The following is a 24,432-nucleotide window of genomic DNA, read 5'->3' on the forward strand; positions in this document are numbered from 1 at the left end:
CTGGACGATGCCTAGGCAGTAAGATTAAACCCCGCCGGCATCTGATCCCACGTCCTGCCTTCCAGTAAGCGGCCATTAGCTGACTTGGAGCGCTTCTTGCCGTCGGCTCCCCAACCGCCCCACTGCTTAAAGAAGAACGCTGCGCCCTGATTCTCACACTGCTCGCGGATCGAGTTCGCCCAGGAGGCATCCATAGGACGCGCCTTGGCGCCCGACTCGCCACCGACGATCACCCAGTGTATGTCTGTCAGATCGATCTCGCCGAGGTCTTCGAGCAGCGGCTCACACGACAGGAAGCGAATGCTCGCCGGCACCCGGCGCAGGGAATCAATGCGTGGCACTCCTTGCTTGCGGTTCTCCACCGATACGCCGAGCCAGGCGTTGGACGGTGCGTTGCGGCTCTCGAAGTACTTGGCCATGCGCTCAGCGCGCTTCGTTAGAATCTGGTACTGGTGCTGCGGCGTCGCGGCGATAACTTCGAAGACCCGGTCTAGGTAGGCTTCCGGAATCTTTTCGTGGAACAAATCGCTCATTGAGTTGACGAAATAGATCGTCGGTTTCTTGCGTTCGAGCGGTTCATTCAACCGCTCCTCCAGAAGGCGCAGGCGAAAGCCCATTCGATACGCCTCAACACCCATGGCCTTGAGACGTTCAGCCATCACGAGGGCATAACAATTCTTGCAGCCTTGGCTAATCTTCGTGCATCCGACCGTCGGATTCCAAGTTCGGTCGGTCCACTCGATCTTTGATTGCGTTGCCACGTGCACCTCCCCATCCAGTGTGCGGCTGTAGGTCGGATCCGGACCTGCATTGTCCAATGTAGGGTGCCATACATTTGGAAAACCCGGCAAAACCCGGGTCAGAGTGCACTTTCGGATGACTGCTTTTGGCTGTGAATTCAATCTATCGACGCAATAGATGGTCGACCTCGCAAAGAAGAGTCCGCCAACGTTTTCGCGTGCGGTCTCAGGGCGATGCTTCATCCGCGGCCCGGCACAGGGCCCGGGCCGAGGCCAGCAGGACGTCGGTCGCTTCCTCGGGTGCGAGCAGGCCTGAGCTGACGAAGGCGCCATTGACCAGCAGGGCCAGCTGGGCGCCCAGTTCGTCCGGGCGCGGTACGTCCAGTTGGCGCGCGAGGCGGGTCAGGCGCGTGCGGAGTGCCTGCATGTGGTTGCGGGCGACCTCGCGCGCCGGGTGGTCAGGCTCGGCGAACTCGGCGGCGACGTTGATCTGTGGGCAACCGCGGTAGTTGGAGCGCGACAGCCGCTCGCCGATCCAGCGCATGTGTGCTTCCAGTTCGCCGATCGGGTCGTCGGCGTGTTGTTCGGCGACCTCATCCCACAGCGACCAGAACTCGAGGTCTTCGCGCTCGAGGAAGGCCACGATCAGATTGTCCTTGGTCGGGAAGTGGCGATACAGGCTGGTCTTGGCGACGCCGGCTTCCTGGATGACCAGGTCGACGCCGACCGCACGCACGCCGCGGCGGTAGAACAGGTCCGAGGCGGTCGCAAGGATGTGTTCGCGCAGGTCCTGGGATCTGGCGCTGCGGCGGGGTTGGGACGCGGAGGCGGTGGCCATGGGCAGGGAGGCGGTTCGGGTTCGGTTGACATGATACAGACCTGTCTGTACCTTGCGCAAAACAGACAGGTCTGTATCGTCAATAACGGAGTACGCATGAACCAGCAGAACGCAGTCCCCGTCGCGGTTCCCGCCGCCCCCGCTGTCGCCGTCTATGGCGCGAACGGGCACACAGGCAAGTTCGTCGTCGCCGAGCTGCGCCGCCGTGGCATCCCGGTCATCGCGGTCGGGCGCGACCCCACCAGGCTTCCTGCCGATGTGCCTGCCCGCGCCGCCGCGCTGGACGATCCGTCGGCGCTGGAGCGCGCCTTCGCCGGGTGCGCGGTGGTCATCAACTGCGCCGGACCGTTCCTCGACACCGCCACGCCGGTCGTGGAAGCGGCGCTGCGGGCCGGGTGTTCCTACCTGGATGTCACTGCCGAGCAGGCCAGCGCCCAGGCGACGTTCGAGGCCCATGACCGTCCGGCGCGCGAGGCGGGTGTTGTCGTGATCCCCGCGGCCGGTTTCTACGGCGGGCTTGCCGATCTGCTCGCCAGCGCGGTCGCGGGCGAGGCGGCGCTGGAGGAGCTCACCACCGCCGTCGCACTCGATCGCTGGTGGCCGACCGACGGCACGCGCAGGACCGGCGAGCGCAACCGCGTGCCGCGGGTGGTTGTCGAGGACGGGCGGCTCGTGCCGATGGCGCAGCCGGGGGAGAGCCGCGACTGGTCGTTCGCGGCCTCGGGCGAGACGCTGCCGATGGCCGAGCTGCCCTTCAGCGAAGTCGTCACCATCTCGCGGCACCTGCCGGTGCGCCGTCTCCGCAGCTATCTCAATGCGGCCGCGCTTGGCGACGTCCGCGATGCAGGGACGCCGGCACCGACTGCGGTAGATGCACAGGGCCGCTCGGCCCAGCGGTTCGAGATGGAAGTCGTGGCCGTGGACGCCGCCGGGACACGACGCGCGAGCGCCCGCGGGCAGGACATCTATGCGGTATCGGCACCGATCGTGGCGGAAGCGGCGGCACGCATTCTCGATCCGTCATTCAAGCGCAGTGGCGCGTTCACGCTGGGCGAGGCCTTCGATGCCCGCGATTTCCTGCATGCCCTTGCGCGGACTCATCTGACGGTGGCGTTCGATTCCGTCTGATCCAGCCCATGCCTGGGCACAGGCGCGCAGGGTTTTCCATTTGCTTCGTCGAGACGGGCCCGGTACGAGCGGATCCCGACCAGCCGACTACCAGCGTTTGGAGAACGTCAGCCGCCACGACCGCGGCGCCTGCGGGTAGATCTGCGAGAAGCCGCCGGTGATGTAGTAGCGCTCGTCGGTGACATTGTCGAGGTTGAGCAGCAACTCCATGCCGTCGCCGAAGGCATAGCGTGCGTTGAGGTCCAGCCGCGTGTACGCGGGCAGGAAGAGGGTGTTCGCGGTCGTCGTCGCCTGTTCGCTGCCGTGGAATATGCCGCCGCCGACGGTCAGCCCGTTCAATGCACCGTCGAAGGTCCATGAGGTCCACAGGCTGGCCTGGTGGCGCGGCACGCCGGCGAGGCGGTTGCCGACGATGGTGGTGTTGGTGTCCTTGAGGATGTTGGCTTCGTTGTAGGCGTAGGACGCGACCAGGGTCCAGGCATCGCGCAGGCGCGCGGAGACTTCCGCTTCCACGCCGCGCGAGCGCAGTTCGCCGGTCTGGATGACGAGGTTCCAGTCCACGGGGTCAGCGACCACCGCGTCGCGCTTGCGCAGGTCGTACCACGCCAGGGTGGCTTCCATGCGCCCGTCGAGCAGGATCGACTTGACGCCCACTTCGACCTGGTCGCCGCGGGTGGGCTTGGGGGTGATGCCGCTTTCGAGCAGGCCGACATCGGCCTCGTTGCGGAACGAGCGCGCCCAGCTGGCGTAGAACGACAGGTCCGGCGTGGCCATGAACGTCAACCCCGCGCGCGGCGAGAACGGCGAGTCGCGACGGGTGACCGCGGGGTCGACGCCGCCGGTGTAGAACGACAGCGTGTCGGTCCATTCCTGGCGCGCGCCCAGCAGCAGGCGCCAGCGGTTCCAGCTGATCTCGTCCTGCAGGTAGAGCGCATTGGTTTCGAACTCGTAGCGGCTGTCGCCGGTGTCGATGTAGTTGTCCGGCCGGCCGGTTTGCACCGGATCGTGGAGAGCGATGGGATTGCCGAACGAGATCCTGCCGTCCAGGTAGGCCAGCCGGTCGACGTTGCGTTCGGCGCCGATCAGCACGCGATGTTGCAGCGGACCGGTAGCGAACCGGCCGTAGAGTTCGGCCTGCAGCGAGGCGTCCTTCTGTCGCTCGCGGTAGCTGACGAAATTGCGGTTGACCGTGGTGCCGTCGAGAGCGGGAAAGCCGTAGTTGAAGAACTGCTCCTCCGGCACGTGCACGTCGGACCAGAACGCACCCACGCGCAGGCGCCAGTCGGCGTCGAGCATGCGATTGAACTCCACGCCGCCGGTCCACTGCTCCTTGCGGATGCGCATGAAATCCTCGCCGTAGTTGCGGCTGATCGGCACCTGCAGGAACAAAGGATGGTTGCCGAGGCCACGGTCGAACGCCGCGTCGCGGTGCAGGTATTCCAGCCGTGCGATCAGGCTGGTGTCGGCATCGGGTCGCCATTCCAGCACCGGCGAGACGAAGGTCTGCCTGTTGTCGATGCCGTCGCGGTAGCTGTCAGCATCCTCGTGCGCGAGGTTGATCCGGCCGAGCAGGGAGCCGCCCGCGTTCAGCGGGCCGGTCAGGTCCACGCCCAGACGCGTGTAGTCGTCGGAACCGCCGGTGAGCGAGGCCTGCGCGGCGAACGCTTCCTCCGGCCGCTTGGACACGAAGTTGATCACGCCGCCGGGCTCGAAACGGCCGTAGAGGGCCGAGGCGGGTCCCTTCAGCACCTCGATGCTCTCCACGCCCTGCAGGTCGATTTCCGGTTGCGACACGCCTTGCCGGAAGCCATCGCGCAGCGTGCTGATCGCCTGGAAACCGCGGATGCGGAAGCGCTGGTTGCCGGAGAAGCCGATGGTGCGCTCCACGCCACTGATGGTTTCCACTGCCTGGCCGATGTTGGACACGTTGCGCAGGTCCAGCAGCTCACGCGGGACGATGTTCACGGTGAACGGCGTCTCCAGCACCGGCGCGCCGGACTTGGTGGCGGTCTCGCCCGGGATCCGGCCCAACTGGCGGCCGTAGACGGTGATCGTGTCGAGTTCGGTGGCTGTGGCGAAGGCGGCAGGTGCTTCCTCGGCAGCTGCGGGCATGATGAGCAGGGCGAGGGGGAGCAGCATGGGCAGGCGGGTGGACATGGCGTGTCGGGGGTCGAATACAAAAATGAAACGATATAACATTTTGGATCGACTGGTTGGCTGATGTGCTGGCCGGTTCCTCCCTGTTTCTGGAATTTCCCGATGAACCACCGTCTGTTTCTTCTCGTCGCCGCGCTGGCAACAGGATTCGTGATCGCAGGCTGCGATCGCTCCGATCCAACTGCGGTGGGAGAGGACGCCGCAGTCGTCGATGCCGGCGATCCGATTTCATTGCGGCACGCGCGCAACATGACGCTGGAGCGCCACGAAGGCTTTGTGGTGGCGAGATTCAAGGCGGCGTCGGCCACCGGGCAGGACGCTGCGCAGGAGCGTTCGATGACGGTGGTGCTGGCACCCGCCGAGGGCCCCACACCGGAGCTGCGCGGAGACCTGCGCGGCGCGACCGTGATCCGCACGCCGGTGCAGCGGATCGCCAGCAATGCCGGCTCCGACGAGGCCTTCCTGGTGCAACTGGGCATCAAGGACCGGCTGGTGGCGGTAGGTGGGCTGGGATCGTTCGACGACGACATCCGTCGCAAGGCCAGGGCCGGCGAGATCGGCCAGGTCGGCTACAACTGGCACGCGCCGCCAAATCTGGACGTGCTGTTGGCGACCAGACCCGATGTGTTCCTGATGCGCCTGAGCGATCCGGCACACACGCCGGTGATGCTGCGTGCGCAGGGACTCGGCATCGCGGTGCTGCCGACGCTGGCGGAAGAAGAGCAGGACTACCTGGCCCGTGCCGAGTGGATCCGCCTGTACGGCATCCTCACTGGCACGGAGGAGCGCGCCGAACGGATCTTCGCTGAAGTCGAGGCGCGCGTTGCCGAGTTGAAGGCGCAGGTCGCCGACCGGCCGAAGCCCAGGGTGCTGTGGGCCTATCCGAACGGCGCCGATCGCTGGATCGCCACCGTGCGTGGCGCCGAGGCCAGCTACATCAGCGATGCCGGCGGCATCAACCTGATGGCGCGGCCGGAGGATCCCGATCGCGATTCCGCCGAGACTGTCTCGACCGAGGCGATCCTGCCGTTGGGCGACGAAGCCGATGTATGGCTGATCGGCGACATCCATGCGGTGCCGCCGCGCAACCCGGCGATCGAACGCGGCTTCCGCGCCTGGCGCGAGGGGCGCCTGTATGGCAACACCGGTCGCGTCGCGGCGAACGCGAACGCCTACGACTGGTACCAGACCGCGCTGGTGCGGCCCGACTGGGTGCTGTCGGATTTCGTCAAGGCGCTGCATCCGGACCTGGTCGACGAGCCATTCCGGTTCCTCAAGCCGCTGCCGCAGGGGCAGTACCAATGAGCCGCGCCGAGACCCTGGTCGCCGCACCGCTGTCGGACAAGCGCGCGGCATTCCCGATAGTGGCCGTAGCGGGGCTGTTGCTCGCGCTGTTCGCTGCGCTGGTGACCAGCCTGTCCATCGGCCAGGTGGTGCTGTCGCCGGGCGAGGTGCTGCGCGGGCTGGCGGATTTCGGCAGCGGTTCGACCGAGTCGCGCATCGTCGTCGAGTTGCGCTTGCCGCGCGTGCTCGCGGCGGTGCTCGGCGGCGGCGCGTTGGGCCTGGCCGGGCTGCTGATGCAGACGCTGTTCCGCAATCCGCTGGCCGATGCATGGTCGCTGGGCCTGATGGCGGGCGGACAGTTCGGCGCCGCGCTGGTGGTGGTTGCCGGCGCCGTGGTCGGCCCGGCGGCGCTGGAGCTGATCACCGGCCTGGCCGGACTGGGCATCGTCGCCGGATCGATACTCGGCACGCTGGCGGTCGCGCTGGCGATGGCGGCGATGGCACGGCGCGTGCACACCGTGACCTTGCTGGTGCTGGGCTTGATGCTCGGTTTCCTGGCGCAGGGTCTGATCAGCGTGCTGCTGCATTTCACCAACCGCACCCAGTCGCGCATGTTCTCGTCGTGGAACGACGCCACCTTCGCTTCGATGGTGTGGCCGGACTTTGCGACCCTGCTGCCGTTGCTGCTGGTCGGACTGGCGCTGGCGGTGTGGCTGGCCAAGCCGCTGACCGCGCTGCTGCTCGGCGAAACCTATGCCGAAAGCCTGGGCGTGAACGTGCCGCGGCTGCGCCGGCTGGTGCTGGCCGCGACCATCCTGCTGGCCGCACCGGTCACCGCGTTCTGCGGACCGGTGGCGTTCGTCGGCCTGATCACCCCACACCTGGCGCGCGGGCTGATCGGCTCGGCCCGGATCGGCGCGCTGATCCCGGCGACCTTGCTGCTGGGTGCTTTGCTGGCGCTGGCCGCGGACTTCGTCGTGCACCTGCCATGGAGCCAGCACTTCCTGCATCTGAACGCGATCCTCGCCATCCTCGGTGCGCCGGTGGTGATCGTGCTGCTGCTCAAGTCGCGCAGCCTGCGCGCGGCGGGAGGCTGACATGTTGATCCTGGATGAATTGCAGATCGGCTACGGCCGCAAGCTGCTGGCGACGCTGCCGCCGAGGGTCCGCGTCGAGGCGGGCGAGTTCGTCTGCCTGCTCGGCCGCAACGGGCAGGGCAAGTCGACCCTGTTGCGCACGCTCGGCGGCTTTCTCGCGCCGATCGCCGGCGAGGTCACGCTGCACGACAGCCCGGTGCGCAGCCTGCGCGGCGTGGAGCGTGCGCGTCGCATCGCTGTGGTGCTCACCGAGCGCCCGCAGGTCGGGGCGCTGGGCGTGACGGATCTGGTCGAGATGGGCCGTCAGCCCTACACCGGTTGGGCCGGCGTGCTGACGGAGAAGGATCGTCGCATCGCGGCCACGGCGCTGGAGCAGGTCGGTGGTGCGCATCTGGCCGCGCGCACCGTCGACAGCCTCAGCGATGGCGAACGGCAGCGGGTGATGATCGCGCGCGCGCTGGCGCAGCAACCGGACGTGATGCTGCTCGACGAGATCACCGCCTTCCTCGACCTGCCGAGCCGGGTCACCATCATCGACACCCTGCGCCGCATTGCCGCCGAACAGGGTGTCGCGATCATCCTGTCCAGCCACGACCTGGAGCTGTCACTGCAGACCGCCGACCGGCTGTGGCTGCTGCCGGGCGAGGGCCGCTTCATCGATGGCACGCCGGAAGACGTGGCCTTGTCCGGCGCCATCGGCACGGCCTTCGACCAGGAGAACCTGATGTTCTCGCTGGATTCCGGACGCTTCGAGAGTTCAATGGCCGCCCACCGGTCGGTCTATCTGGAAGGCGACGACGTGGCGACCCTCTGGTTGGCGCGTGCGCTGCGTCGTCGTGGCTACGGTTTGTCCACTCAGCCTGCCGAAGCGGCGCACCGCATCACCCCGGTGTCGTCAGGACGATGGCGGATCGATGGCGCGCGGGAGGCCGGGACCATCGCGAAAGCCCTCGACCTGCTGGCGACGCATTGAGACCCGGAACGAAAGCCGCAGCCCGATAGAACGGAAGCCCCGCATGAGCGGGGCTTCTGATGGGACCCGGTACGGGCAGGGCGTCAGGCTTCCACTTCTTCCTTGAACGCATCCACCGGGATGCAGCTGCAGAACACGTTCTTGTCGCCGTGCACGTTGTCGACGCGTGCGACCGGCGGCCAGTACTTCTGCTGCTTGAGCACCGGCAGCGGGAAGGCGGCCAGTTCGCGCGGGTAGGCGTGGGTCCACTCGCTGCCGGCGACCATGGTCGCGGTGTGCGGCGCGTGCTTGAGCGGGTTGTCGTCGCGGTCCAGGCGGCCGTCCTCGATCGCGCGGATCTCGTCGCGGATCTGGATCATCGCGTCGATGAAGCGGTCCAGCTCGTGCTGCGATTCGCTCTCGGTCGGCTCGACCATCAGCGTGCCGGCGACCGGGAAGCTCAGGGTCGGGGCATGGAAGCCGAAGTCGATCAGGCGCTTGGCCACGTCCTCGGCGGACACGCCGGTGGCGTCCTTGAGCGGGCGCAGGTCGAGGATGCACTCGTGCGCGACCAGGCCGTTGCGGCCGGTGTAGAGCGTCTTGTAGTGCGGCGCGAGGCGCTTGGCGATGTAGTTGGCGTTGAGCAGGGCGACCTGGGTCGCCTTGCGCAGGCCGGCGCTGCCCATCAGCGCGATGTACATCCAGCTGATCGGCAGGATGCTGGCGCTGCCGTGGCTGGCGGCGGAGACCATGCCGACGGCGTTGCCCTTACCCCGGCCCTCTCCCGCAGGCGTGAGAGGGGGAAAGGCGGAGGGGAGGAACGGTGCCAGGTGCGACTTCACCGCGCATGGACCGACGCCGGGGCCGCCGCCGCCGTGCGGGATGCAGAAGGTCTTGTGCAGGTTGAGGTGGGAAACGTCCGAGCCCCACTGGCCCGGCTTGGCCACACCGACGAGCGCGTTGAGGTTGGCGCCATCGGTGTACACCTGGCCGCCGTGCTTGTGGACGATCTCGCAGATCTCGACGATGTCTTCCTCGAACACGCCGTGCGTGGACGGGTAGGTGATCATCAACGCGGCCAGGCGATCGCTGTATTTCTCGGCCTTGGCGCGGATGTCGTCGACATCGACGTTGCCGTTGGCATCGCACTTGGTGACGACCACGGTCATGCCGCACATCTGCGCGGATGCCGGGTTGGTGCCGTGCGCGGATTCGGGAATCAGGCAGATGTCGCGCTGGTCTTCGCCGCGCGAACGGTGCCAGGCACGGATCGCGAGCAGGCCGGCGAACTCGCCCTGTGCGCCGGAGTTCGGCTGGAAGCTCACCGCGTCGTAGCCGGTGATCTCGACCAGCATCTGCTCCAGCCCGTCGATCAGTTCCTGGTAGCCCTGCACCTGTTCGGTCGGGGCCAGCGGGTGGATGTTGGCGAACTCGGGCCAGGTCACCGGGATCATCTCGGCGGTGGCGTTGAGCTTCATCGTGCACGAGCCCAGCGGGATCATCGTGCGGTCCATCGCCAGGTCCTTGTCGGCGAGCGCGCGCATGTAGCGCAGCAGCTCGTGTTCGCTGTGGTGGGTGTTGAACACCGGGTGGGTCAGGAACGTCGACTCGCGGCGCAGGGCCGCGGGGATCAGCGACGGCGCCGAGGCGTCCAGCGTTTCGATCGAGGGCAGGGCACTGCCGTCACTCGCAAAGATCTTCCACAGCAGTTCGAGGTCGGCGCGGGTGGTGGTTTCGTCCAGCGAGATGCAGAGCGAACCGTTGCCACGCACGCGCAGGTTGGCCTGCAGTTCCTTGGCGCGGGCCAGGATGCGGTCGAGCTGATCGCCGGGCTCGATGCACAGGGTATCGAACGCGGTCGCGTGCACCACCTGATGGCCCAGCTCGCGCAGGCCGGCGGCGAGGATGGCGGTGTAGCGCGCGACGCGCCCGGCGATGCGGGCCAGGCCCTCGGGGCCGTGGTAGACCGCATACATCGATGCCATCACCGCCAGCAGCACCTGCGCGGTGCAGATGTTGGAGGTGGCCTTCTCGCGGCGGATGTGCTGCTCGCGGGTCTGCAGGGTCAGGCGATAGGCCGGCTTGCCCTCGGCATCGACCGACACGCCGATCAGGCGGCCCGGCATCGAGCGCTTGTAGGCGTCGCGGCAGGCCATGAACGCGGCATGCGGACCGCCGAATCCGAACGGCACGCCGAAGCGCTGGGTGTTGCCGACCACGATGTCGGCGCCCATCTCGCCCGGCGGCTTGAGCAGGGTCAGCGCGAGCAGGTCGGTGGCGACGACGAACAATGCGTTGTGGGCGTGGATCGCTTCGGCGTCCTTCGACCAGTCCGCGATCCAGCCGCTGGAGGCCGGGTACTGGACCAGCACGCCGAAGTAGTCGCCCTTCGCCAGCGCGGCATGAAAGGCATCGGTGCCGCGCGCGATCTCGACGGTGAGACCGAGCGGTTCGGCGCGGGTCTGCAGCACTTCGAGGGTCTGCGGGTGGGTGTCACCGGCGACCAGGAAGTTGTTGGACTTCGACTTCGCCGAGCGCTTGGCCAGGGTCATCGCCTCGGCGGCGGCAGTGGCTTCGTCCAGCAGCGAGGCGTTGGCGATCTCCATGCCGGTCAGGTCGGCGCACATCTGCTGGAAGTTGATCAGCGCCTCCATGCGGCCCTGCGAGATCTCCGCCTGGTACGGGGTGTAGGCGGTGTACCAGGCCGGGTTTTCGAGGATGTTGCGCAGGATGACGTTCGGCGTGTGGGTGCCGTAGTAGCCTTGGCCGATGAAGCTGCGGAAGACCTGGTTCTTCGACGCGATCGCACGGATCTTCGCCAGCGCCTCGACTTCAGTCAGCGAGCCGGGCATGGCCAATGCTTCGGCGGACTTGATGCCGCCGGGCACGATCGCGTTGGTCATCGCGTCGAGCGAGTCGTGGCCGACCACGCCGAGCATGTGCGCGATTTCTGCGTCGTTGGGGCCGATGTGGCGTTCGATGAACGCGTCGTGGTGCTCGAGTTCGAACAGGCTGGTTTCGAGCGGGCTGGTTTCGAGCGGGCTGGGGTCGCGCTGGGAGTGCTTGGACATGGGTAGGCACCTGATGATGTCGGGTGCGTCACTCCGGCTTGGGCCGGAACGACGGCATTCAGATGCCCCTCTGTCCTTTTGCCTGAGAGTTTGGAAGCTGCCTCGACGGGCGGCCGGGGGAGGGTTGCCTCCCGGAGACCTTGCTTCTTGCCCCTTCGGCGCCGGTTCCGCGCGGCCAGATCAGCCGGTGCGGTCGGTCTCTCCAGAGTTTTGGAATCCCGGGTAGTGCTGGGCCTGAGCGATTGCGGGCAGTTGCGCCTTCGGCAGCGGCTTCAGAAGTCGTCCACAGAACACTTTCACGGCTTCCGTAGCCCGGGTAAGGCGAAGCCGCACCCGGGGGCAGGATTACGTCGGCGTTGCGCGATCCCGGGTGCGGCTTCGCCTTACCCGGGCTACGTGTCGGCCGTGTTCTGTTGGTGACTCGTGGGCCGCTTCTCCCACACGGGAACCCGGCGATTATAGCCGTTCGGTCGGCTCCAGCGCGGCCGCCTCGGCCGGGCAGTCGGGGATGCTCTGGTTGCGCCGGGTTTCCCAGTACCAGAACGCCCAGGCGATGGCGGCGAACACTGCCGCGCCCAGCGCCAGCCACAGCGGGTCCCGGCTGAGCAGGGGCGAGACCACTCCGGCCACCACCGAGTGCAGGACCAGCCCGGTGAACGCCTGCAGCGACGAGGCCGAGCCGCGCTGGCGCGGGTACATGTCGAGGATGGCCAGGGTCAGGATCGGGAACACCAGGGCGATGCCGAAGGCGTTCAGTGTCATCGGCAGCACTGCCCACGGCAGCGCCGGTTCGCTGACCAGCAGGTTGTAGACGATGTTGGCGGTCACCGCCACGCCGCAGCAGGCGAAGCCGATTCCGGTCAGCCGCGCGCCGCTGATACGTCCCGCGCTGCGGCCGGAAAGCCAGGCGCCCAGCACCATGCCGCCGATGGTCGGCACGAAGAACCAGCCCAGTTGATCCTCCGCCATGCCGAGGATGTCCATCACGAACACCGGTGCCGAGGCGATGTACAGGAACAGTGCGGTGAAGTTGAACGCACCGGCCGCGGCCAGCCTCTGGAAACGTGGATTGACGAAGATCGCCGCGTAATCGCGCAGCAGCCGGCGCGGCGGTACCTTCAGTCGCGCTTCGGGCGGGTGGGTCTCGGGCAGGATGATCCAGGTGGCGGCGAGCAGCAGCAGGCCGAAGCCGACCATGAACCAGAAGATCGCCGGCCATGCGCTCCAGCCGAGGATCCAGCCGCCGATGATCGGCGCGATCGCCGGGGCGATGCCGAAGATCATCGACACCTGGCTCATCAGCCGCTGCGCATCGTCGCCATGCAGCACGTCGCGGATCACGGCGCGGCCGACGATCATGCCGACGCCCGCCGACAGGCCCTGCAGTACGCGGAACACCAGCAGGGTGGCGAGGTCCGGCGCCAACGCGCAGCCGACCGAGGCGAGGGTGAACACCGCCAGCCCGACCAGGATCACCTTCTTGCGGCCTACAGCGTCCGAAAGCGGTCCATGCACCACGCTCATCAGCGCGAAGGCGACGAGATAGGCGCTGAGCGTCTGCTGGATGCCCATCTGGTCGACCCCGAACTGGGTCCGCATCGCCGGGAAAGCCGGGAAGATGGTGTCGATCGCGAACGGCCCGAACATCGCCAGTCCGCCCAGCAGGAAGGCGAGGCGGCGCAAAGGCACTGCCGGCGCACGTGCGCTGGTTGGCATCAGGTCGACTTCCCGTCCACGCTGTCGTCGGCCGGCGCGGGCGGTCCCTTGAGCTCGACCAGGTTGCCTTCGGGGTCGAACAGGTATTGCGAGGGCCCCATGCCCTCGGCCCCATATCGGCTGCCGAACTCACTGATGCGGGCATGGTGGACGCGCAGGTGGGCGACGATGGCATCGCGGTCGAACGGCGCCACGCGCAGGCACAGGTGGTCCATGTTGTGGCCATCCTCGCCTGGCGCCGCGCCGCCCTTGCGGCCGATCCCGCCGGCCACGTCGACCAGGTCGATCAGCGAGTCGCCAGCGCGCAGCTGCACCAGACCGACCGATTCGACCACGCGCTCGACCGTGCAGCCGAGCACCTCGCAGTAGAACGCCTGCATGCGCGCCATGTCGCGCACGCGCAGGACCACGTGATCGAGGTGCATCAGCTGGAACGGCGGGGCATCGGAGGCGTCCATGGGGGATGAGCCGGCGGGGTGGGAACGCCATGGTAGCGGCCGGGCGGTCACCGGAGTGCCAGACACGGCAAAACGCTGAATCCCGGAGGTGGGCCAACTTGTCTCTCCGTCATCCTGGGCGTAGCGAGGGATCGGCTTTCCAAAGGGGTCTTTCCAGACGCAACCGGCAATGGCTTTGCAGGACCTTCCGCAACATGGATGTTGCGGATGAGCCCCCAGGGATGGGTTTACGGCGTGTCCTGCAAAGCCATTGCCGGTTGCGTCCTCAGGGGACCATCAAAGCAGATCTCTCGCTACGCCCGGCATGGCGACGGATGGCCGGACTTGTCAACGGGTACCGCCGCGGCGTCCGGGACGCCACAATCGGTCCCCTGTTCCCGCAATCGATATTCCCGAATGTCACAAAGCAGCAAGCTCTCAGCCGCCGTCGCTATCGGTATCGCCGCCCGCATCGCCGAGGAGATCGGTGCCCAGCCCGCCCAGGCGGTGGCCGCGATCGGCCTGCTCGACGAGGGCGCGACGGTGCCGTTCATCGCGCGCTACCGCAAGGAGGTCACCGGCGGCCTCGACGATACCCAGCTGCGCAACCTGGAAACGCGCCTGACCTACCTGCGCGAACTCGAGGACCGCCGCATCGCAGTCCTCGCCAGCGTCGACGAGCAGGGCAAGCTGACCGATGAATTGCGCGCCGACATCGAGGCCGCCGACAGCAAAGCGCGGCTGGAGGACCTGTACCTGCCATACAAGCCCAAGCGACGCACCAAGGCGCAGATCGCGCGCGAAGCCGGACTGGAGCCGCTCGCCGACGGTCTGCTGGCCGATCCGTCGCAGGTGCCGGAAGAAGTCGCGGCGGCCTATGTCGATGCCGACAAGGGCGTCGCCGATGCCAAGGCCGCGCTCGACGGCGCACGCGCGATCCTGATGGAGCGCTGGGCTGAGGATGCAGCCCTGGTCGGCGAACTGCGCCAGTGGCTGACCGAGGTCGGGGTGATCCGCTCGCGCGTGGCCGAGGGCAAGGAGGCGGCCGGCGAGAAGTTCCGCGATTACTTCGACCATGCCGAGCCGCTGTCTAGGATTCCCTCGCACCGCCTGCTGGCACTGTTCCGCGGTCGCCGCGAGGAGTTCCTGTTCCTCGACCTCGACCCGGGCAGCGACGCCGAGGCCGGCCACCTGCAGGGCACCGGCCGGGTGGCCGCGCATGCCGGGATCAGGGCCGCCGACCGTCCGGCCGACAAGTGGCTGCTCGACAGCTGCCGCCTGACCTGGAAAGCCAAGCTGCACCTGCACCTGATGCTGGACCTGTTCGGCCAGGCCCGCGAGAAGGCCGAGGCCGAGGCGATCGAGGTGTTCGGCGACAACCTCAAGGACTTGCTGCTGGCCGCGCCGGCCGGCCCCAAGGCGGTGCTCGGCCTCGACCCGGGCCTGCGCACCGGGGTCAAGGTCGCCGTGGTCGACCGCACCGGCAAGCTGGTCGACACCGCGACCATCTACCCGCACGTGCCGCAGCGGCAGTGGGATCAGTCGCTGCACGTGCTGCGCGCGCTGTGCAGCAAGCACAACGTCGAGCTGATCGCGATCGGCAACGGCACTGCCAGCCGTGAGACCGACAAGCTGGCCGGCGAGCTGATCAAGCTGGCGCCGGAGCTGAAGATGCAGAAGCTCGTCGTCAGCGAGGCCGGTGCGTCGGTGTACTCGGCGTCCGAGTTTGCGGCGAAGGAGTTTCCCGGCCTCGACGTCTCGCTGCGCGGTGCGGTGTCGATCGCGCGCCGGTTGCAGGACCCGCTGGCCGAGCTGGTCAAGATCGAGCCGAAGGCGATCGGTGTGGGCCAGTACCAGCACGACGTCGACCAGTTCAAGCTCGCGCGTGCGCTGGACGCGAAGGTCGAGGACTGCGTGAACGCGGTCGGAGTGGACGTGAACACCGCCTCTGCCGCGCTGCTGACCCGTGTGTCCGGGCTGTCGTCGACGGTGGCCGAGAACATCGTCGTCCACCGCGACCAGAACGGCCCGTTCGCCAGCCGCAAGGCGCTGCTGAAGGTGCCGCGGCTGGGCGACAAGACCTTCGAACAGTGTGCGGGATTCCTGCGCATCAACGATGGCGAACAGCCGCTGGATGCCTCGTCCGTGCATCCGGAAGCCTACCCGGTGGTCGAGCGCATCCTCGCTGCGTCCGGCAAGGGGGTGAAGCAATTGATCGGCGACAGCACCGCGCTGCGTGCACTCAAGCCCGAACAGTTCACCGACGACAGGTTCGGCGTGCCGACCGTGCGCGACATCCTTGCGGAATTGGAGAAGCCCGGTCGCGACCCGCGCCCCGAGTTCAAGGCGGCGAAGTTCGCCGACGGCGTCGAGGACATCAAGGACCTGCGCGAGGGCATGATCCTGGAAGGCGTGGTCAGCAACGTCGCCGCGTTCGGTGCCTTCGTCGACATCGGCGTCCACCAGGACGGCCTGGTCCATATCTCCGAGCTGGCCGACCGCTACGTCAAGGACCCGCGCGAGGTGGTCAAGGCCGGTGATGTGGTCAAGGTTCGAGTGCTCGAAGTGGATGTCGCCCGCAAGCGCATCGCGCTGAGCCGCCGCCTCGATCCGGCGACTGCCCCCCAACGTGAACCACGCGGCGCGCGTGATGGCGGGTCACCGGCCGGCGGTCGCGATCGCGGCATGAGTCGTGCCGCCAGTCAGGCCGGTCGCGCCGCGCCGCCACCGAACAACGCACTGGCGGCGGCATTCGCGAAGGCGAAAGGACAAAACTGAGGTTTTCGACTATCGCGGTCCGGTAGCCCGGGTAAGACCAAAGGTCGCACCCGGGATGGTTTCCTGGTTGCACGAGATCCCGGGTGCGCTCCGCTTACCCGGGCTACGGCGGTTACGGTAGCGGCGCCATGTCGGGCTGTTCATCCCGGCATGGCGTCGTGAGTGGCTTTGTCGCGGTCAGGAACATGATGGTGGGTTTTACGCCGACATCGGGCTGGACCAGATCGACGAAGCCCGCTTTGGCGACCTCGATCTCGTGCGTGCGCTTGTCGAGCACGCTCACTTTCGGTGCCATTCCGAGCCGACGCATCAGCCACAGCAACGGTGCAAAAGGAAGGCGCGACTCGCCGAGGCAGACCGTGGAGGCGACGAAGAATCCGCCGGGCTTGAGTAGCCGGTGGATGCGGGCCAGCGCAGCCTGCCGGTTCTCCAACAGGTGCAGCAGGCTGTAGGCGCAGATACCATCCAGGCTCGCTTCATCGAACACGGCGAAGCTGTCGTCGAATGCCCCCACGTGGAAGCTGACATTGTCGACGCGTGCATCGCTGGTCTTCCGCCGGGCGATGCGGATCATCTCGGTGGACACGTCGAGCCCGTGGACATGGCCCGCGGACGGGGCCAGGCGCAACGCCAGCGAGCCGGTGCCGCATCCGATGTCGAGGACGACGGACTGTGGCGTCATTCTCGACAGCGTGACCTCGATCTTGCGCTCGAATGCCTCAGGGTTGGCAACAGGCTGACGTGCGTATCGTTCGGCGGCTTTGTTCCAGAACCTGGCATCGCTCATGTAGTCACTCCCCTGGGTGGCGGCAGGGCACTGTACGTGCTGTTTCAGCGCCACGCAGAAGGGCCGGCAGATACCGGCCCCTTCTGCCTCACCCGAAGGACGGAAGATCAGCCCTTCGCGGTTTCGTCTCCGCTGTCGGCCTCACCTTCGGCCGCTGCCTCGGGTGCCGGCGCGACGCCCGCCTGCCAGCCGCAGGTCTTGCCTTCGTTCTGCTGCTTGAGCCAGTCCTGCAGCGGGGCGAAGTATTCCAGCACCGCCGAGGCGTCCATGCTCTCGCCGCCGGTCAGTTCCTTCAGGGTCTGCTGCCACGGTTGGCTGGCGCCCTTGCCGAGCATGGCCTGGAACCTCTCGCCGGCTTCCTTGTTGCCGTAGAAGCTGCATTCGTACAACGGACCCTCGTGGCCGGCGGCATCGCACAGTGCCTTGTAGAACTGGAACTGCAGCACGTGCGAGAGGAAGTAGCGGGTGTACGGGGTGTTGCCCGGCACGTGGTACTTGGCACCCGGGTCGAAGAACTCCTCGCCGCGTGGCGTCACCGGGGCCACGCCCTGGTACTTGGTCTTCAGGTCCCACCAGGCCTTGTTGTAGTTCTCCGGCGCGATGCTGCCGTCGAACACGCCCCAGCGCCAGCGGTCGATCATCAAGCCGAACGGCAGGAACGCGACCTTGGTAAGCGCCATGCGCATCTGCGCGTTGATCAGCGCCTGCTCGCTCTGCTGTTGCTTGCCGACCAGATCGATCGACTGCAGGTATTCAGGCGTCATCGCCAGCACGATGGTGTCGCCGATCGCCTCGTGGAAGCCGTCGTGCGCACCGCTCTGGAAGATCGGCGGCTGATCCTTGTAGAGCATGTAGTAATAGACGTGGCCGAGCTCGTGGTAGATCGTGGTGAAGTCTTCCTCGTTCGGCTTGATGCACATCTTGGTGCGTACGTCGTCGGCCATGTCCATCGGCCAGGCACTGGCATGGCAGACCACGTCGCGGTCGCGCGGCTTGATGAACTGGGTCTTGTCCCAGTAGCTCGCCGGCAGCTTGGGCATGCCGAGCGAGGTGTAGAAATCCTCGGCGAGCTCTGTCATCCCACGCGCGGTGACAAGGTCGGCACGGCGCTCCATTTCGACCAGGTCGCCGGCGTTGCGCTCGCCACGATGCTTCGCCATCTCGGCGGAGAAGTTCTGCTGCCACTGCTGTTCCAGGGCGCCGGTGATGTCGAGGCTGCCGACGTTCCGGTACGGTTCCAGGATGTGCCAGAGGTTGCTCCAGTCCTGCTGCCACATATTGCCCATCAGGTGCGCGGGCAGCATGCCGCCCTCGACCTGGCCCTTGCCGCTGCCATAGCGGGTCTCGAGGCGGGTGCGGGTGTAGCAGTGAAGCTGTTCGTACAGCGGCTTGACCTGGCCCCACAGGCGGTCGGTCTCGGCGGCGATCTCGACCGGACTCATGTCGTAGCCGGAGCGCCACATCTCGCCGGCGTCGGCGTAACCCATTTCCTGCGCGCCCTCGTTGACCAGTTCGACGAAGCGCGTGTAGTCGGCGCGCATCGGTACCGAGATCGTGTGCCAGCCCTGCCAGGCGTCGAGCTGCGCGTCGTAGTCGCGGTCGCTGCGCAATACGTCCTCGAGGTCGCCGAGCTGGCGGCATTGCCTGTCGTCGCCTTCGCCCTTGCAGTAGGTGCCGGCGCCATACATGCCTTCCATCTTCGTCGCCAGGCCGGCCAGCTCTTCCAGCTTGGCCGGGTCCTTGGGCGCCGGCATCGAGGTGCCGAGCTTGAGCAGCTGGATCGCGCGCGCGGTCTCGGGCGACATCTCCTGGCCCTCGAAGCGGCGTGATTGCTCGATCCAGGTGTTGAGCTGGGCCAGCATGCGCTCGTTCGCCTTGGAGGCGATCAGCTGGCTGTCGCTGTTGATGTAGGTCGAGGCCAGCCATTGCGCGGAAGTGATCTCCGGGTACATCGCGCGCATTTCGTTGTTGACGCGGACAACGAATTGGTCGGCGGTCTCTCCCTTGGGCGGAGCTGCGGGGTCGGCAGCATCGCCGTCGTCGCGGCCGCAGGCAGACAGGCTCAGCGTGGCGATGACGGCGAGCGCGAGCAGGGCGTGGCGTGGTTTCACGGAAGGTCCTCGGACAGGCGCCGCACGGGCGCGATGGGTGTTGAGCGGGCAGGCTAGTGCGGCCTGCGGCTCATCGCAAGCTGGCCCCGGTGGGCAAGGCGGTGCGAATCCGCTTGCGCAGGCGCTCGGCGCGGCGGGCGATCTTGCGTCGGCGCAACGCCGGCAGCTGGCGCGAAAGCGGCAGCAGTTCCTTGCCGGAGAGGGTGGATTTGGCGTCGACGCAGATCATCCGTGGCCCTCCGTCGCCATCGATCACGACAAAATTGCCGGCATTGAGGTCGAACAGAGGGATCGCATGCCATTGCAGCCAGGCTTCGAAGTCGTCCACGGCCGCGCAGAGCGCGTCGGCCGTGAAGCGTGGGGTTTCGTACAGCAATGCGTACAGGCTGGGCGCAGGGCGGCCGTCGGCATCGCGCACCAGTTCGCAGCGCAAGGCCGGGCCGGCGGGGGTTTCGATAATCCCGTGGCTGGCGGCGATACGGCCGGCCAGCGCATCCGCACCCAGGCGGGTGAACAGGCGGTGCCAGGCGCGCAGCTCGACCGCGTTTTCGCCCAGCTGCGGGAACAGGCGTGCCAGTCGACGGCGCAGGCGCGTGCGCAGGCTGCCGCTGGTACGGGCAGGGGCGGGCAGTTCCAGTTTCAGGCAGCAGCCGGGATCGGCCGGGTCGGACAGCACCATCCGGTTGGCGCCGTGGCCGAGCAGGGTGCAGCCGGACAGCCCCGGGGCGTCGGAGAGCAGGGCATCGACTGAGCAGGAAGTCGGCATCCGCCTATGATGCCCCAGGGAGCCTGTTTGCGATCCACGCGTGGCCTGCAGGCAGGCTCTCAGGCCAGTTGCAGGCGCCGTTGCGCATCGGTGAGCCCGCGCGCCTGCAGCCATTGCCAGGCGCTGTCGGCGTCGTGTTCGAAATAGGCCTTGGCCGAGCCGAGCCGGAACGTGTAACCCCAGGCATCCATGTCGGCGAGCACGCGGTCGCGGCCGACCCCGGCCAGGGCGTCGCCGAGCAGGGCCTGCAGTACGCAGACCGCGTCCTCTTCCTCGATCGAATCGGTGGCGTCGGTGTGCACGGCGGCGCGGCGTTCGGGCGGCAGCACGATCAGGTGTGCGGCTTCGTGCAGCAACGAATGCACCGGTGTGTCGCCGCGCGCATATACGTTGCAGCCGATCAGGCCGGCCTCGCAGTCGCCCCAGTAGCTGCCGGGGATCGGCGCATCATCGGCAACACGATGCAACTGCAGGCCATAGCGGGCGAGCAGGGCGGCTGCGGCGTCGAAATCGATGTCGGCGAGTAGAAGCATGAGAGCGAGAAGTGAGTGAAGAGAAGTGAGGAGTCAGAGAAGCAGGACTGGCAAGGCTTTTGCGTTTGCCCGCCTCCCACTTCTCAATTCTCTTCCCTCGCTTCTGCTTTTCAGGCCTGCGGGGCGTTCTCCGGCAGGGCCACGGAAATGTCGAGCACCTTGTTGTCGCCTTCGCCGATCAGGTCGACCTTGACCGCCTCGGCGTCGACGTTGACGTACTTGCGGATCACCTCCAGCAGCTCGCGCTGCAGGGTCGGCAAGTAGTCGGGGCCGCCGCGGGTCGCGCGTTCGTGGGCGACGATGATGCGCAGGCGGTCCTTGGCGACCGAGGCGGTCTGCTTCTTGGCCAGCAGGAAGTCGAACAATCCCATCATCAACCTCCGAACATCTTGCTGAAGAAGCCCTTCTTCTCCACGTTGGTGAATCGCATCGGCCGGGTATCGCCGAGCAGCCGGGCAACCGCGTCGTCATAGGCCTGGGAGGCATCGGACTCGGTGTCGAGGATCACCGGCTCGCCCTTGTTGGAGGCGTTGAGCACGTCCGTGGACTCGGGGATCACGCCGATCGTCTTGAGGCCGAGGATCTCCTCGACGTCGCCGACGCTGAGCATCTCGCCGGTCTCCACGCGCTTGGGGCTGTAGCGGGTCAGCAGCAGGTGCTCCTTGACCCGTTCGCCGTTCTCGGCCTTCTTCGTCTTCGACGACAGCAGGCCGAGGATGCGGTCGGAGTCGCGCACCGAGGAGACTTCCGGATTGACCACGACCACCGCCTGGTCGGAGAAGTACATCGCCAGGTAGGCACCCTTCTCGATGCCCGCGGGGGAGTCGCAGACGATGTAGTCGAAGCCGTCGTCGGCCATGTCCTTGAGCACTTTCTCCACGCCCTCCATCGTCAGCGCGTCCTTGTCGCGGGTCTGCGACGCGGCCAGCACGAAGAGGTTGTCGAAGCGCTTGTCCTTGATCAGCGACTGCTTGAGCGAGGACTCGCCGTTGACGACGTTGACGAAGTCGTACACCACGCGGCGCTCGCAGCCCATGATCAGGTCGAGGTTGCGCAGGCCGACGTCGAAGTCGATGACGGCGACCTTGTGGCCACGGCGCGCAAGGCCGCAAGCGAGGCTGGCGCTGGTGGTGGTCTTGCCGACGCCGCCCTTGCCCGAGGTGACTACGATGATTTCGGCCAAGTTCAAATCCTCCAATGGAGCGGCATCAGTCGAGTGCCGCGATTTTTAGTTGTTGGTCTTCCAGCCAGACCTGGACGGCCTTGCCGCGCAGGTCGGGGGGGATGTCTTCGAGCACGCGGTAGTGGCCCGCCACGGCCACCAGTTCGGCGTGAAACTCACGGCAGAAGATACGGGCTTTTTCGTTGCCCTGTGCGCCGGCGAGGGCGCGGCCGCGCAACGGACCGTAGATGTGCACCGAGCCATCGGCGATCACTTCGGCGCCGGCGCCGACCGAGGTCAGCACGGTCAGGTCGCGATTGTCGGCGTAGACCTGCTGGCCGGAGCGGACGGGGGCGGCCTGGATCAGCCCCGGATCTGGCGCCGGGGCGGCCGGCGCCGACGTCGCAGCGGCAGGCCGTGAGGCGGCGGGACGGGCCGGTTCGGGCGCTGCCACGGGCTCGGGCGCCGGATTGCCGCCATCGGCACGCTCGTACTGGGCGCGGAACTTGGCCAGCAGCGGCAGACCAAGCGCCTCGGACAGACGCTCGGTGGCCGTGGTGCCGTAGGCGAGGGCGACCGGCAGCACGCCGGCATCGCGCAGGCCGTCCAGCAGGCTGCGGGCGGTGGCCTCGTCGGGCACCTGCGACAGGCCGCCGAAGTCGATCACCACCGCGGCCCGTGCGAACAGCTTCGGCGCGCGCTGCACGCGCTGGCGCATTTCCTCGACCAGGCGGGAAACGTCGAGATTGCGGATACGGAGGTTGGCGATGCCGACTTGGCCGATCTTCAGTTCGCCGGCCTGTTCATAATCCATCGCCGCACTCATCGGCTGCGGGTCCCGGTCAGGCGCGGCCGGGCCGCGATCGTCTGCCGGGCGCGGACCCAGGGCTCGTCGGGCAGGCTGTCGCCGTAGGTCTCACGGACCCAGGCATGGCTGCACAGTGGCTTCATCAGCATTGCCGCACGCATGCCTGCTCCCGGCATCACGTGCTGGCCGATCTCACGGAAACCGAAACTGCCGTGGAACAGCAGGGCCGGATCGTGATCGCCTTCCAGGAACACCTCGCAAGCCATCTGCGGGTAGCGCAGTTCGGCATAGCTCTGTGCGTCGGCATACAGCGCACGGCCGACACCGCCACCACGGCGGCGGCTGGCGACCACGATACGGTCGATATAGAAGAAATCCGCATGCCGCTCGCGGAACCAGCGGAAATTGCTGCTGTCGTGTTCGGACCCACTGCCCACGCCGATCATGAAGCCGGCGAGGGTGTCGTCGCGCAAAGCAACGCGGAAATACTCGGCGGAGTCGTAAAAGTGGCGCACCCGGGCCGCGTCGAGCGGCAGGATGGCGGGGCCGGCGGCGTTGTTGAGGGCAAGGACGGAATCCAGCTCGTGCTCAAGCACGTCGCGGACGACGATCGACATTCCTGACTCCATGATGTTCCAGGCGGGCGCATAGGCGCGCCAGCGCCGTGGATTATCGCATGGCTGCCCCGTCCGGGCGACCGCACGATGCCATTCCCATGACTTTCGGGTGGCTACGCAAGTCACTGATGCGGCTAGCATGCAGGCATGTTGAATCACCTGAACCATTCCCGACTGCTCCGCTATGCGGGCTTGTTCACCTGGGTCGTGGTCGGGGTGCCGCTGCTCTATCTCTATTCATGGTCGTGGCTGCTGGACTCGGACGGGCTGCTCGAAGATGCCAGCTGGCTGGGCCGGGTGCCGTGGGGAGCGATCTGTGCCTATCTCCTGTTCGGCGCCAGTTATGCCTGGCTGAGCCGCGGACTGGGCCAGCGCCGTACCGGCGGGTTCGACCAGTTCGCGCTGCTGGTACTGACCGCCAGCGCGGTGGCGGTCAGCTACTTCACCGAGACCGGCCTGGGCAGCATCCTGCTGATGGTCACCGCCAGCGTGTTGCCATGGATGCTGCCGCTGTCGGTCGGTATCGCCTGGCTGCTGCTCAGCCAGCTGATCATCGTGCCGGTCTACATCCGCCTCGACCTGCCGATCTTCGAGGCGGTGATGCAGTCGGTGCTGTATGCCGGCTTCTCGGGCTTCGTGTTCGTGACCAGCCTGGTCGCACGGCAGCAGTCGCTGGCGCGCGAGGAGCAGCGCCGCCTGAATTCGGAGTTGCGCGCCACCCGCGCCCTGCTGGCCGAGAGCGCGCGGGTCAACGAGCGAACCCGCATCTCGCGCGAGTTGCACGACCTGCTCGGTCACCATCTGACCGCGCTGAGCCTGAATCTGGAAGTCGCCGGTCACCTGTCGGAGGGACGGGTCAAGGAGCATGTCCACCAGGCCCACACCCTGGCCCGGCTGCTGCTGACCGATGTGCGCGAGGCGGTCAGCCAGTTGCGCGAAGGCGGTGCGATCGATCTGGCGGCGGCGTTGCGGCCACTGGCCGAGAACGTGCCCGCGCTGCGCATCCACATGGACATCGAGACGCCGCTGACTCTGGACGATCCCGAACGGGCCCAGGTCCTGCTGCGCTGCACCCAGGAGATCATCACCAATACCGTCCGCCATGCCGGAGCGGGGAACCTGTGGGTGAAGGCATTCCGCGACGGCGGCACGATCGTGATGGAAGCCCGCGACGACGGCCGTGGTGCCGACTCGCCGGTGTCCGGCAACGGCCTGCGCGGCATGCGGGAGCGCCTGCTCCAGTACGGCGGCGAGCTGCAGATCGAGACCCGGCCGCAGGCGGGTTTTGCCCTGCGCCTGACGTTGCCGGCCACGGTGGTTCCCGCCACCACGTCGGGAGCGCCCGTCCCCGACACGGCCCGCGTGGTTCCACAGCGGTCGTCAGGCGGTGTTACGTGAAGCAGCGCGTGGCGGGTGACTGGATCGAGGCGCGCGCTGGCGCATGGCGGGC

The 24,432-nt window shown here is 67.2% G+C and carries 20 protein-coding genes and 1 riboswitch; of the genes, 6 read left to right on the top strand and 14 right to left on the bottom strand.

What is annotated here, in order from left to right:
* Positions 1-11: 11 nt before the first annotated feature.
* The gene (locus FKV23_RS05725) at positions 12-1,073 is read right to left on the bottom strand and encodes a phage Gp37/Gp68 family protein (RefSeq protein ID WP_341867574.1); all 1,062 of its coding nucleotides are present in this window, start codon (positions 1,071-1,073) and stop codon (positions 12-14) included.
* A complete protein-coding gene (locus FKV23_RS05730) occupies positions 967-1,578 on the bottom strand; it encodes a TetR/AcrR family transcriptional regulator (protein ID WP_141622987.1) in 612 nt (203 codons plus the stop codon). The genes FKV23_RS05725 and FKV23_RS05730 overlap by 107 nt, the downstream gene beginning before the upstream one ends.
* 96 nt (positions 1,579-1,674) lie before the next feature.
* Between FKV23_RS05730 and FKV23_RS05735 the strand changes: the two genes are divergently transcribed.
* A complete protein-coding gene (locus tag FKV23_RS05735) occupies positions 1,675-2,706 on the top strand; it encodes a saccharopine dehydrogenase family protein (protein ID WP_141622988.1) in 1,032 nt (343 codons plus the stop codon).
* 87 nt (positions 2,707-2,793) lie between these two features.
* Here FKV23_RS05735 and FKV23_RS05740 read toward each other — a convergent pair whose 3' ends face one another.
* Entirely contained in the window at positions 2,794-4,863 is a 2,070-nt protein-coding gene (locus FKV23_RS05740; RefSeq protein WP_167284997.1) for a TonB-dependent siderophore receptor, read from the bottom strand.
* 102 nt (positions 4,864-4,965) lie between these two features.
* On the opposite strand from FKV23_RS05740, the gene FKV23_RS05745 reads away from it, so the two are divergent.
* From FKV23_RS05745 to FKV23_RS05755, 3 genes are read left to right on the top strand one after another with little or no spacing between them, the layout of a single operon-like run.
* Positions 4,966-6,168 carry an ABC transporter substrate-binding protein gene (locus FKV23_RS05745; RefSeq protein WP_167284999.1) on the top strand — a complete coding sequence of 401 codons (1,203 nt, stop codon included), beginning with the start codon at positions 4,966-4,968 and terminating at the stop codon, positions 6,166-6,168.
* Positions 6,165-7,244 carry a FecCD family ABC transporter permease gene (locus tag FKV23_RS05750; RefSeq protein WP_141622991.1) on the top strand — a complete coding sequence of 360 codons (1,080 nt, stop codon included), beginning with the start codon at positions 6,165-6,167 and terminating at the stop codon, positions 7,242-7,244. The genes FKV23_RS05745 and FKV23_RS05750 overlap by 4 nt, the downstream gene beginning before the upstream one ends.
* 1 nt (position 7,245) lies before the next feature.
* Positions 7,246-8,217, top strand: a complete 972-nt coding sequence (locus FKV23_RS05755; RefSeq protein ID WP_141622992.1) for an ABC transporter ATP-binding protein — start codon at positions 7,246-7,248, stop codon at positions 8,215-8,217.
* A gap of 83 nt (positions 8,218-8,300) precedes the next feature.
* On the opposite strand, the gene gcvP is transcribed toward FKV23_RS05755, so the two are convergent.
* The 3 genes from gcvP to FKV23_RS05770 form a co-directional block, all read right to left on the bottom strand.
* Positions 8,301-11,267, bottom strand: coding sequence for an aminomethyl-transferring glycine dehydrogenase (gcvP, locus tag FKV23_RS05760; RefSeq protein WP_141622993.1), 2,967 nt, complete (start codon positions 11,265-11,267; stop codon positions 8,301-8,303).
* A gap of 60 nt (positions 11,268-11,327) precedes the next feature.
* Positions 11,328-11,483, bottom strand: a riboswitch (glycine riboswitch).
* A gap of 240 nt (positions 11,484-11,723) precedes the next feature.
* Positions 11,724-12,983, bottom strand: a complete 1,260-nt coding sequence (locus FKV23_RS05765) for a multidrug effflux MFS transporter (protein WP_141622994.1) — start codon at positions 12,981-12,983, stop codon at positions 11,724-11,726.
* A complete protein-coding gene (locus FKV23_RS05770; RefSeq protein WP_141622995.1) occupies positions 12,983-13,441 on the bottom strand; it encodes a VOC family protein in 459 nt (152 codons plus the stop codon). Before FKV23_RS05770 ends, FKV23_RS05765 begins: the two co-directional genes overlap by 1 nt.
* A 396-nt stretch (positions 13,442-13,837) precedes the next feature.
* Between FKV23_RS05770 and FKV23_RS05775 the strand changes: the two genes are divergently transcribed.
* Entirely contained in the window at positions 13,838-16,198 is a 2,361-nt protein-coding gene (locus tag FKV23_RS05775) for a Tex family protein (protein ID WP_141622996.1), read from the top strand.
* Positions 16,199-16,310: 112 nt separating this feature from the next.
* Here FKV23_RS05775 and FKV23_RS05780 read toward each other — a convergent pair whose 3' ends face one another.
* The 8 genes from FKV23_RS05780 to FKV23_RS05815 form a co-directional block, all read right to left on the bottom strand.
* Entirely contained in the window at positions 16,311-16,985 is a 675-nt protein-coding gene (locus FKV23_RS05780; protein ID WP_141622997.1) for a class I SAM-dependent methyltransferase, read from the bottom strand.
* A gap of 107 nt (positions 16,986-17,092) precedes the next feature.
* Positions 17,093-19,096 (bottom strand): M2 family metallopeptidase, encoded by a 2,004-nt coding sequence (locus FKV23_RS05785; RefSeq protein ID WP_141622998.1) that lies wholly within the window; start codon positions 19,094-19,096, stop codon positions 17,093-17,095.
* A 70-nt stretch (positions 19,097-19,166) separates the two neighbouring features.
* On the bottom strand, positions 19,167-19,862 hold the full coding sequence (locus tag FKV23_RS05790) for a YrbL family protein (protein ID WP_167285002.1): 696 nt from the start codon (positions 19,860-19,862) through the stop codon (positions 19,167-19,169).
* 59 nt (positions 19,863-19,921) lie between these two features.
* Complete coding sequence (locus FKV23_RS05795; protein WP_141623000.1) at positions 19,922-20,395, bottom strand: hypothetical protein; 474 nt, start codon at positions 20,393-20,395, stop codon at positions 19,922-19,924.
* 110 nt (positions 20,396-20,505) lie between these two features.
* Positions 20,506-20,766: a cell division topological specificity factor MinE gene (gene minE, locus FKV23_RS05800; protein WP_141625073.1), complete on the bottom strand. Its 261-nt coding sequence runs from the start codon at positions 20,764-20,766 to the stop codon at positions 20,506-20,508.
* Positions 20,767-20,768: 2 nt separating this feature from the next.
* Positions 20,769-21,578 carry a septum site-determining protein MinD gene (gene minD / locus FKV23_RS05805; RefSeq protein WP_141623001.1) on the bottom strand — a complete coding sequence of 270 codons (810 nt, stop codon included), beginning with the start codon at positions 21,576-21,578 and terminating at the stop codon, positions 20,769-20,771.
* A 25-nt stretch (positions 21,579-21,603) separates the two neighbouring features.
* Positions 21,604-22,383, bottom strand: a complete 780-nt coding sequence (minC, locus tag FKV23_RS05810) for a septum site-determining protein MinC (RefSeq protein ID WP_141623002.1) — start codon at positions 22,381-22,383, stop codon at positions 21,604-21,606.
* A complete protein-coding gene (locus FKV23_RS05815) occupies positions 22,380-22,982 on the bottom strand; it encodes a GNAT family N-acetyltransferase (RefSeq protein ID WP_141623003.1) in 603 nt (200 codons plus the stop codon). The genes minC and FKV23_RS05815 overlap by 4 nt, the downstream gene beginning before the upstream one ends.
* Positions 22,983-23,129: 147 nt before the next feature.
* On the opposite strand from FKV23_RS05815, the gene FKV23_RS05820 reads away from it, so the two are divergent.
* Positions 23,130-24,380 carry a sensor histidine kinase gene (locus FKV23_RS05820; protein ID WP_141623004.1) on the top strand — a complete coding sequence of 417 codons (1,251 nt, stop codon included), beginning with the start codon at positions 23,130-23,132 and terminating at the stop codon, positions 24,378-24,380.
* The last annotated feature ends 52 nt before the right edge of the window (positions 24,381-24,432 follow it).

The organism is Lysobacter alkalisoli, assembly GCF_006547045.1.
Classification (GTDB): Bacteria; Pseudomonadota; Gammaproteobacteria; order Xanthomonadales; family Xanthomonadaceae; genus Marilutibacter; species Marilutibacter alkalisoli.